The sequence below is a fragment of the Bacillus sp. JJ864 genome (assembly GCF_036963045.1).
GTDB classification, from domain to species: Bacteria; Bacillota; Bacilli; order Bacillales; family Bacillaceae_G; genus Bacillus_A; species Bacillus_A pseudomycoides_C.
In genome coordinates this window covers 1-10,823 of sequence record NZ_JBALLY010000131.1, presented here as the reverse complement: position 1 = coordinate 10,823, position 10,823 = coordinate 1, and the positions used below count along the sequence as shown (strand labels likewise).

At 37.0% G+C, this 10,823-nt stretch carries 8 protein-coding genes; all 8 read right to left on the bottom strand.

The genetic code is table 11. From position 1 onward, the window contains the following. Positions 1 to 102 precede the first annotated feature (102 nt). The 8 genes from ysxC to V7024_RS18465 all read right to left on the bottom strand — a co-directional run bounded on the left by ysxC (position 103) and on the right by V7024_RS18465 (position 10,614). Positions 103 to 699, bottom strand: coding sequence for a ribosome biogenesis GTP-binding protein YsxC (gene ysxC / locus V7024_RS18500; RefSeq protein ID WP_335522551.1), 597 nt, complete (start codon positions 697 to 699; stop codon positions 103 to 105). Then, entirely contained in the window at positions 696 to 3,026 is a 2,331-nt protein-coding gene (gene lon / locus V7024_RS18495; RefSeq protein WP_335522550.1) for an endopeptidase La, read from the bottom strand. Before lon ends, ysxC begins: the two co-directional genes overlap by 4 nt. Positions 3,027 to 3,229: 203 nt before the next feature. Further along, positions 3,230 to 4,900, bottom strand: coding sequence for an ATP-dependent protease LonB (lonB, locus tag V7024_RS18490; RefSeq protein WP_335522548.1), 1,671 nt, complete (start codon positions 4,898 to 4,900; stop codon positions 3,230 to 3,232). Between the two features lie 155 nt (positions 4,901 to 5,055). Continuing rightward, positions 5,056 to 6,321, bottom strand: coding sequence for an ATP-dependent protease ATP-binding subunit ClpX (gene clpX / locus V7024_RS18485; RefSeq protein ID WP_335522546.1), 1,266 nt, complete (start codon positions 6,319 to 6,321; stop codon positions 5,056 to 5,058). Positions 6,322 to 6,591: 270 nt separating this feature from the next. After that, on the bottom strand, positions 6,592 to 7,875 hold the full coding sequence (gene tig / locus V7024_RS18480; protein WP_335522544.1) for a trigger factor: 1,284 nt from the start codon (positions 7,873 to 7,875) through the stop codon (positions 6,592 to 6,594). Between the two features lie 320 nt (positions 7,876 to 8,195). Further along, positions 8,196 to 9,203, bottom strand: coding sequence for a hypothetical protein (locus V7024_RS18475; RefSeq protein ID WP_335522543.1), 1,008 nt, complete (start codon positions 9,201 to 9,203; stop codon positions 8,196 to 8,198). A 210-nt stretch (positions 9,204 to 9,413) separates the two neighbouring features. Then, positions 9,414 to 9,662 (bottom strand): hypothetical protein, encoded by a 249-nt coding sequence (locus V7024_RS18470; protein ID WP_335522541.1) that lies wholly within the window; start codon positions 9,660 to 9,662, stop codon positions 9,414 to 9,416. A 382-nt stretch (positions 9,663 to 10,044) separates the two neighbouring features. Then, complete coding sequence (locus tag V7024_RS18465) at positions 10,045 to 10,614, bottom strand: hypothetical protein (RefSeq protein ID WP_335522539.1); 570 nt, start codon at positions 10,612 to 10,614, stop codon at positions 10,045 to 10,047. Positions 10,615 to 10,823 lie beyond the last annotated feature (209 nt).

The following is a 10,823-nucleotide window of genomic DNA, read 5'->3' as shown; positions in this document are numbered from 1 at the left end:
ATTCTAGCCGCTAGAGCTGGACAACACTTCTCTCTGAATCTTGAGGTGGGGGTCTTACTGCCCACGAATAGCGGGATAAAACAAAAAAACGTGTGACAATCGTCACACGTTTTTTGTTTTTGTAAACTTATGAATGGCTTTCCACGCTTCTTCTTTCCCAAGACCTGTTTCTGAAGAAAATAATACGACTTCATCTCCTGGTTCTACATCGAGCGTTTCTTTCACAACTTTTAAATGCTTTTGCCATTTTCCTTTTGGAATTTTATCAGCTTTAGTTGCAATAATGATTGTTGGAATTTCATAATGTTTTAAGAAATCATACATCATCACATCATCGTTCGTCGGCTTATGACGTAAGTCAATAACAAGAACAGCTGCATTTAGCTGCTCTCTTGTTGTGAAATACGTTTCAATCATTCTTCCCCATGCTGCTCGTTCTGATTTAGATACTTTTGCGTAACCATAACCTGGTACATCCACAAAATGCATCATATCATTAATGATAAAAAAGTTTAGTGTTTGCGTTTTTCCTGGTTTAGAAGAAATACGCACTAATTTTTTTCGATTTAAAATTTTATTAATAAAGGATGATTTTCCTACATTTGAACGACCCGCTAATGCGATTTCTGGTAAATCTCCCTCAGGATATTGTTCTGGTTTGACTGCACTAATGACAATCTCAGCTTTTGTTACTTTCATTTTTTCACTCCTACTAATGCATGCTCTAGTACCTCATCTAAATGAGAGACTGGCACAAACGTAAGGTTTTCCTTTACGCTTTCTGGAATATCTTCTAAATCTCTTTCATTTTCTGCCGGTAAAATAATTTTCCTTAAACCTGCACGATGTGCGCTCAACGTTTTTTCTTTCAATCCACCAATCGGTAACACGCGACCACGAAGTGTAATTTCACCTGTCATTCCCACTTCTTTACTAACAGGAATACCTGTTAATGCTGAAATAAGAGCCGTTGCCATCGTAATCCCCGCTGATGGTCCGTCTTTTGGCACCGCACCTTCAGGAACATGAATATGAATATCATGTTTTTCATGGAAGTTAGGGTCAATATGTAGTTCTTCTGCACGAGAACGAATATAACTAAATGCCGCTTGTGCAGATTCTTTCATCACATCACCAAGTTTTCCTGTTAAAATCAATTTCCCTTTACCCGGGGATACAGATACCTCAATCGCAAGCGTATCTCCGCCAGCTGATGTATACGCTAAACCTGTTGCCATACCTACTTGATCTTTCGTTTCAGCTTGACCATAACGGTATATACGTTTTCCAAGTAATTCGGTAATATTCTTCTCCGTGACAACGACGCGCTTACGTTCTTCCGTTACAATAATCTTCGCTGCTTTCCGGCAAAGCTTCGCAAGCTGACGTTCTAACGTACGAACACCCGCTTCACGCGTATAGTAACGGATGATTTCAAGAAGCGCTTCATCGCGCACTTGTAAATTCCCTTTTTTCAATCCATGTTCCTTCAATTGTTTCGGCAATAAATGTTCACGGGCAATATGTACTTTTTCAAGTTCTGTATAACCAGCAATAGAAATAATCTCCATGCGGTCAAGAAGCGGACCTGGAATGCTCGCAAGCGTATTAGCAGTTGCAACAAACATCACTTTTGATAAATCATACGGCTCTTCAATGTAATGATCACTAAAATTATGATTTTGTTCTGGATCTAATACCTCTAATAATGCCGCTGAAGGATCACCACGGAAATCATTGGACATTTTATCAATCTCATCTAATAAAAAGACGGGATTAATTGTTTTTGCTTTTTTCATCCCTTGAATAATACGGCCCGGCATCGCACCGACATACGTACGACGATGACCACGAACTTCCGATTCATCACGTACACCGCCAAGTGATACACGAACAAAATTACGATTCACTGATGTCGCAATTGAACGAGCTAACGATGTTTTCCCAACCCCAGGAGGTCCAACTAAACAAAGAATAGGCCCTTTTAACGAATTAGTAAGCTTTTGTACTGCTAAATATTCAAGCACACGTTCTTTTACTTTTTCAAGCCCATAATGCTCTTCATTTAAAATAGTTTCAGCGCGTGCAAGATCGATACGATCTTCCGTTGCTTCCGTCCAAGGAAGAGATAATAACCAATCAATATAATTGCGAATGACCCCGCTCTCTGCTGAACTTGCCGGCAATTTCTCATAACGATCTAGCTCTTTTAATGCCGCCTTCATCGTTTCTTCTGGCATTCCTGATTCTTCAATCTTTTCGCGAAGCTCTTCTACTTCGCCGCCTTTTCCTTCTTTATCACCAAGCTCTTTTTGAATAGCTTTCATTTGTTCACGTAAGAAGTACTCTTTTTGTGTACGTTCCATAGAACGTTTTACTTGTTGACCAATTTTCTTTTCTAAGTTTAATAACTCTTTTTCATCTTGAATAAAAGAAATAAGTGTATGTAATCGTTCTTTCGCTGCAGTGATTTCTAAAATTTGTTGCTTTTGCTTCATTTTGAGCGGCAAATGAAATGATACGAGATCAGCTAATCGACCTGGTTCCTCAACATCGACAACTGTCGCAAACGTTTCACCTGAAACTTTCTTAGACAGCTTAATATATTGCTCAAAATACTCAATTAATGTACGCATAAGCGCCTTTTCTTCTAAATCGCCTTCTTCTTCTTCACTTAACATGCGGACATTAGCTGTAATTACATCATCTTCTTCAATGAACTCTGTCATTTCTACTCTATGTAAACCTTCAACAAGGATACGCATCGTCCCATTTGGCAATTTAAGCATTTGCTTCACTTTTGCTAACGTACCTACTTTATAAACATCATCTTCTTTCGGATCATCGATATTCACGTCTTTTTGCATTGCTAAAAAAATTATATTTTCATCTATAGCCGCCTGCTCAAGCGCTTTAATCGATTTATCACGTCCTACATCAAGATGCAGAACCATCGTTGGATATACGAGAACGCCTCTTAATGGTAGGAGGGGCACGATTCTTTCATTCACATTCATATTAGACATAGCACCTCCATAAATATCTTTGTTTCCCTATTTTATATTACAATAAAGCCTTATGCAATCGCAGAGACTTGATACGTTGTTTTCCGTTCAAGAAAAAGGACTTCGCTTAAGCATATAACGACTTTAGCGAAGTCTAGAATATTCGAGTGATTTAACTTTCTTTTTAACGAGAACTGCCCCATTTGATTTGCTAACACTTTTCTTCAAATCGATTGTGCATCATCTTCCTCGAAAGAGAGCAACGTATCGTCTGTTCGCTCTATTTTTTCTTGTATACATGCTAATACAAATACTTCTTTTAATTTTCGGACAGGAACAATTTCAATACCTTTAATTGTGTAAAGAAGAGGCTGCATATTTTCTACTGGGATAAGCACTTTCTTTGCCCCAGCCTTTTTTGCTGCTTTTACTTTCGCATAAACGCCGCCGACTGGTTTTATTTCCCCGTGAATACTAATTTCACCGGTCATCGCTACTTCATTATTGACATACATGCGATGAACGGCAGAATATACACCTGTTGCAATTGCGATGCCGGCAGATGGACCATCAATTGGAATACCACCCGGAAAGTTAATATGTATATCATATCCTTCTGGTAATAAATCCAGGGAACGAAGGACAGTTACAACATTATCAACAGAACCTTTCGCCATACTTTTACGGCGAATCGATTTTGATTGATTGCCGATACTCTCCTCTTCAACAATCCCTGTTACCACAACAGAACCTTTTTCTTTTGCCGGAATTGCTGTTACCTCAATTTCGAGTAGTGCTCCTGTATTTGGCCCATATACAGCCAATCCATTTACAAGACCAATTCTCGGAATTGGATATATATGTTTTTCGTATTTGGGCGTCAGTTGACTTGAATGAATCACCCATTCAATATCTTCATCCTTTATGGAAGAGCGCCCTTCGTTAATCGCCATTCCAGCAGAGATTTGTACAAGGTTAATGGCTTCCCTTCCATTTCGCGCGTACATTCCAATCATTTCTACGCCTTGTTTCCCAATCTCCATACCTATCTTTTCAGCAGCATTTTTAGCTACCTCTTCAATCTCTTCTGTATCTAACTCACGAAAAAAGACTTCTAAACAACGTGAGCGAATCGCTGGAGGAATTTCCTCCGGTGAACGTGTTGTTGCGCCAACAAGACGGAAATCAGCTGGTAATCCCTTTTGGAAAATATCGTGTATATACGTTGGAATAAAGGAATTTTCCTCACTATAATATGCACTTTCCAAAAACACTTTGCGATCCTCCAGCACTTTTAACATTTTATTCATTTGAATTGGATGAAGCTCTCCAATCTCATCAATAAATAAAATACCTCCATGTGCATCTGTGACCGCTCCTTTTTTCGGTTGAGGGATACCCGCTTGTCCCATCGCACCGGCCCCTTGATAAATCGGGTCATGAACAGAACCAATTAACGGATCAGCAATCCCTCGTTCATCAAACCGAGCTGTTGTGGCATCGAGTTCGATAAATGTTGCATTCGTGCGAAACGGAGACTTCATATTTTTCTTCGCCTCTTCTAATACGAGCCGAGCCGCTGCTGTTTTCCCAACTCCTGGTGGTCCATATATAATGACATGCTGTGGATTTGGTCCGCATAAAGCTGCCTTTAATGATTTAATACCATCTTCTTGTCCGACAATATCGGCAAATGACGCCGGACGAACCTTTTCAGCCAGCGGTTCTGTTAAAGAAATTTCCCGCATTTTCCGAAGTTGCTCTAGCTCTTTCTTTGATTCTCTATCGATTGAAACTTTTTGCGTTCGCTGGTTTCGAAGTAAATGCCAAAAATATAATCCGACAATTACACCAAAGACTAGTTGAACGATTAAAAAAATATTTGTCCAGCTCATATTCATTTCCTCCCGCTATGTTTTACTCTTCAGTATCCCCTGGGAGGAAACACGCTAAACATAAGAAGAAACAGCAATTATATAATTGCTGTTTCAATCGTTTATATTCTACTTCATAAATAATGGGGGCCAAAGCCCCCATTATTCAAAACACTTTATGCAGATGTTTTTGTATCTTGCTCAAGTACAGTACCATCTTGCAGCACTAATTTTGGCGTAGCATTTTCTGTTACTGTTTCTTTTGAAATCACACATTTTTCAATGTCTTTACGAGATGGAAGTTCGAACATCACATCTAGCATTAAACCTTCAATGATAGAACGAAGTCCGCGTGCACCTGTTTTACGTTCAATTGCTTTTTTAGCAATTTCAACAAGAGCTTCGTCTTCAAACTCTAATTCAACATCATCAAGCTCCAATAACTTTTGGAACTGCTTCACAAGCGCATTTTTCGGCTTTGTTAAGATATCAACAAGAGCACCTTCATCAAGTGGCTCTAAGTTCGCAATAACTGGAAGACGACCAATAAATTCTGGAATTAATCCGAATTTTAATAAATCTTCTGGCAATACATGCGATAAAACATGCTTTTCTGTTACATCAGCATTTTTCTTCTCAGAACCGAAACCAATCACTTTTTCACCAAGACGGCGTTTAATGATTGGTTCAATACCATCAAATGCACCGCCACAAATGAATAAAATGTTTGTTGTATCAATTTGAATAAACTCTTGATGTGGATGCTTACGACCACCTTGAGGCGGAACGCTCGCTACAGTTCCTTCTAAAATTTTAAGAAGCGCCTGTTGCACACCCTCACCAGATACGTCACGCGTAATTGACGGATTTTCTGACTTACGAGCCACTTTATCAATCTCGTCAATATAAATGATTCCTTTTTCTGCTTTCTCTACATCATAATCAGCTGCTTGAATAAGTTTTAATAAGATGTTTTCTACATCTTCTCCTACATATCCAGCTTCCGTTAAAGATGTTGCATCAGCAATTGCAAATGGAACATTTAAAATACGCGCTAATGTTTGAGCTAATAACGTTTTACCGCTACCTGTTGGACCAATTAAAGAAATATTACTTTTCGCTAATTCTACATCATCAATTTTGCTGCTAGAATTAATGCGCTTGTAATGATTATATACCGCTACCGCTAATGCTTTCTTCGCTTGATCTTGTCCGATTACGTATTCATCTAAAATTTCACGAATTTCTACCGGCTTCGGTACATCTTTGAATTCTACTTCTTCATCTTTTGCAAGCTCCTCTTGCACGATTTCTGTGCAAAGTTCTATACATTCATCACAAATGTAAACCCCAGGACCTGCCACAAGTTTTCGAACTTGCGTTTGTGTTTTACCACAGAAAGAACATTTTAATTGTCCTTTTTCATCATTAAATTTAAACATATTTTCACACCCCTTACAAAGTGCTAAAACCTTGCCTTCGTATGTACACGATAAATGTATCGTATGTAAATACATATTATGTCACTACGTGGCGAGAAATACAAATAATATGGTTAGTTATGTACAAATAAAAAATTTTTAAAACTTTTGAAATATGTATATTCGACTTTTGAAGAATCATTTCCTTCTTCATAACAAAATGTTTTACAAATATATTTATGTTTATATTTATAAAACAAGGCACGAGCAATGTCGTGCCTTGTTATTTTATTATGCAGTCTTGCTGTTATCTACTAAGAAATCTACTGCTTTACGAACTTGAAGTTCTTCTTTTACACCTTCAACGTTACCAAGAGCTTGTTTCACAGCGTCTACTGGCATGTTGTACATTTCAGCCATTTTTTCAACTTCTGCATTTACTTCTTCATCTGTTGCTTCAATTTTTTCAGCTTCGATGATAGCTTCAAGAACAAGGTTAGTTGTTACGCGTTTTGCAGCGTCTTCTTTCATTTGTCCTTTTAATTTCTCTTCATCAGTACCTGTGAATTGGTAGTAAAGTTCTAAGTTCATGCCTTGGTAGCTTAAGCGTTGCTCGAATTCACGAACCATACGATCTAACTCAGATTCGATCATAGCTTCTGGAATATCGATTTCTGCATTTGCAGAAGCTTTTTCTACTACTTCGTCACGAACTTTGTGTTCAGCTTCTTGCTTTTTGTTTACTTCTAAGTTTTCACGAATTTTTGCTTTTAACTCATCAAGAGTTGCAACTTCTTCGTTTGCATCTTTCGCGAACTCGTCATCTAAAGCAGGAAGTTCTTTCACTTTAATTTCATGAACTGTTACTTTAAATGTTGCTGGTTTACCAGCTAGTTCAGCTGCATGGTATTCTTCTGGGAATGATACTTCTACGTCTTTTTGTTCGCCAGCTTTTAGACCAACTACTTGCTCTTCAAATCCTGGGATGAATGTGCCAGAACCGATTGCTAAAGAGTAGTTTTCGCCTTGTCCACCTTCAAATGCTTCGCCATCAACGAAACCTTCGAAGTCGATTACAGCTGTATCACCGTTTTCTATAGTGCCATCTTCTTTCACTACAAGCTCAGCTTGACGCTCTTGTAAAGATTTTAATTCGTTCTCTACATCTTCGTCAGTTACAGTAGCATCCTCTTTCTCTACTGTTAAGCCTTTGTATTCGCCTAATTTCACTTCAGGTTTTACAGTAACTTTTGCAGTGAAAATTAAGTTTTGACCTTTTTCGAATTTCTCGATGTCGATTTCAGGATGAGCAACTGGGAAGATACCAGTTTCATCGATTGCTTCTCCGTATGCTTTTGGTAAGATGATATCTAAAGCATCTTGGTATAAAGACTCTACACCGAAGCGTTGTTCGAATAGAGGACGAGGCATTTTTCCTTTACGGAAGCCCGGTACGTTAATTGTTTGTACTACTTTTTTGAACGCAGCGTCTAAAGAGTTGTTTACTTCTTTCACATCAACTTCGATTGTTAAAACGCCAACGTTACCTTCTAATTTTTCCCATTTTGCAGCCATTTATTCTTTCCCTCCAACTGTAATAATGTATGCACATACCTTTAGAGATCGAGGCCTTTATTGTTTCTTAAAAAGAAACAATAAACGCAAACTGATAAATTCAGCCTTTTATCCACTATGAAAAGCTTTGGACACGCTTCTCAATCTACTATTTGTCGAAAAGACAAATACGGTATATTTTGTTCGAGAATAATATGAAACATATAAGCAAGAGAATATTTGTTTCTATTCTCTTATAAAAAGGCAGATTTAAGCCTTTTGCAACCCTTACATTATAACATAGAATACTCTCGTTTCAATAACTGAAACATTCTTTTTCATTATACTGGCATAAACCCTTCTTTCTCAATACGTAAAAACCATTGATATGCAATATGATATTCTTCCAGTGTAATACCATACTCATGAAGAAGTTCTTCTTCATGAATTGGCATTCCAAAGCGTTTCCTTCCAACTCTCTCTAAAACAGCTGCCCATAATTCATCTTTGTCTGTTAATAGAGGAAACGGGAAAAGACTTGTCTGCATTTCTTTCCAATATGTAATAACCGCCCCATACATCGATGGATTATCATGCTCTAATCGCTCAGACAATATATGTAACACTTTTCCTGTATCATATTGATTATAAGCCAAATTAGCCGGTATAACTGTTATTGTCTCACCAAACTTTTTTATATCTACCTTCTCTTGTATTCCAAAGTCCATTAATATGTATAAGATAGAAGTTTTAATATACGGGTGTTTCGTTTCATCTACTAAAAATGCACGCAACGTCGGCAACGCCTTCTCGACATGTTTAGTCGCAAGACGGTTCACCGCGCGCAGTTGCTCCCCGTAGTCACCAGTCAGCAAAGCATCCGCAAACACAGGTTCATCAAAAGATAAACCGTCATCTATCTCCACTACTGCTTCTTCACTCTCTAGCATACCCTTTGCAAACAAGGCAAGTTGTGCTAATTTTTCCTTTTGTTCTACTGTTATTTCTTTCGTTTGTAAAACAGACTGCACCGTTTCAATAATACCTTCATAATCATTTGTCTGTACTAAAATCGTAATATACGTTTCAAGAATATCTTGAAATAAAAACTCCCCTGTTTCAAGCAGTTTCTCACATCGCTCTTTCGCTTCTTTCATTTCCTTTAATTCTAGCAAACAAATAACTGAAGCTAATTCTGATTGCTCTGTCTGTGCTCCGTATTGGCGCAACATTTCGAAGTTTTTTAACGCATCTTCAAACCGACGCTCACGCAATGCAATAAATCCTTCATCGGTAAACCGCGCTGACAATTGCGGAAACAATACGACCGTACTTTCTTTTTTATCCATACGCTCGCCTCTTTTTTTAGATTTTCAATACACTTTAAAGTTAATATAACAAATGACCGTTCGGAACACAATAATTGCAATCTGTTCATTTTCATTGAGAAAACGTCAATTTCTTCTATATAAAAATCGAATATATCAGCGAGAAATACGAAAGTAGAAATTTCATGAAGAAATAAAACAAAAAAACTCTCTGCTGCCGATGCGGAGAGTCTACTGGAAAGCTTTTATAATAGTAGGATATATAAAGAGGGTTATGATTTGAAGAACAATAAACGTCATCACAATGATGCTTAAAAAGAAAATAAGCTTACTACGTTTCATCAACAACATAATAATGATGATTGTCCCGATGATTAAACAGATGAAAAGTATACTTACACTTGAGCTTAATAATCCACTTGGAAACATGAATAATAAGATTACACTACAAACTCCAATCATTCCTAATAGCCATTCCATTCTCTGTCCCCTTAAATCTTTATTTATGCTATTAACTGTTTTACAACCTCGATCATGTCAGTCAGTTTGTCATACGCAACAACTCCAAAAGCAACTGTTAATGCCGCTACAGCTAATCCTTTCATCATTTTTTCCTCCTCGATTCGTCTTTGTTACCTTTATTATAAAATGTTTAGAAATAGTTACCATCGAACTACCTTACATGTACCTTACAGAATTGTAAGATTTCTCAAAATAAAAACTACCTCTATGAAAAATTATTAAGATAAGAATAAATTATCGAAAACCTTTATGTATCAACTACTTTATTTGACTAAAGCTCGATAATAGGATCTTAACTCCAACACAAAAAAGGAACCGCGATTTGCGATTCCTAAAATTTTTATTTATTTGCTTCGTTTATGACACTAAGCGAATTGTTAAGTGCAGATTTACACTTGTTGACATCAGGGTTTGATGAACGAACTGCTGCTAATACAACATCAATAGTCCCATCAAGTTTCAAGAATTTCCATGCTAAAAATACACAACCAATTATAATAATAACTAATATTCCTGTGTAAATATAACCAATACCGAGTTGTTCGGAATATAAATCTCCGACTGCTGTGCCAAGTGCAAATGTGAAAAGAATGGTAAGCCAATAGAAAACTTCTCTTTTTCTTGTATAAATCGAATGTATCGAGAGTGTTTTTTCACTGAGATACCAAAAAAGAAAAGTTAAACCTAGCAGCACAGAGAAAACTACCGTACTAAACTCAAGAGGCACTCCCAAATTGTCTGTCAAATTATCAGTCACCAATGTTCCGAATACGCTTATAAGAACAACAGTTAGCCAATAAATGCCTGGAACATATTTAGTTGCTCTGAATTGAAGATACAATACAATAAAAAACGCTACTACCATAATTATGGTAGTATGACTTTCTTCTGAAAATCTGATTAAATCCAAATGAGAAATTCATTAAAAATTAGTGTAACATCATAAAAAAAGCATTCTTTATAACAAGTACTCTTCTGAGGGACAAAAGCTAAAAAAACAAATAAAATAACAATTATTTAACACTAAAAAATAGGGATTATTAGTTCTTATTTAAATTAAATTGAGCTGTTTATTTCTTTACCATATATCCCTCCATACTTTTTCTAGCACTACCATTT

Excerpts from the sequence above, each read along its gene's own strand:
- lonB (WP_335522548.1), bottom strand. The coding sequence starts at position 4,900 with ATGAGCTGGACAAATATTTTTTTAATCGTTCAACTAGTCTTTGGTGTA.
- tig (WP_335522544.1), bottom strand. The coding sequence starts at position 7,875 with ATGGCTGCAAAATGGGAAAAATTAGAAGGTAACGTTGGCGTTTTAACA.
- lon (WP_335522550.1), bottom strand. The coding sequence starts at position 3,026 with ATGTCTAATATGAATGTGAATGAAAGAATCGTGCCCCTCCTACCATTA.
- ysxC (WP_335522551.1), bottom strand. The coding sequence starts at position 699 with ATGAAAGTAACAAAAGCTGAGATTGTCATTAGTGCAGTCAAACCAGAA.
- clpX (WP_335522546.1), bottom strand. The coding sequence starts at position 6,321 with ATGTTTAAATTTAATGATGAAAAAGGACAATTAAAATGTTCTTTCTGT.
- V7024_RS18475 (WP_335522543.1), bottom strand. The coding sequence starts at position 9,203 with ATGGATAAAAAAGAAAGTACGGTCGTATTGTTTCCGCAATTGTCAGCG.
- V7024_RS18470 (WP_335522541.1), bottom strand. The coding sequence starts at position 9,662 with ATGGAATGGCTATTAGGAATGATTGGAGTTTGTAGTGTAATCTTATTA.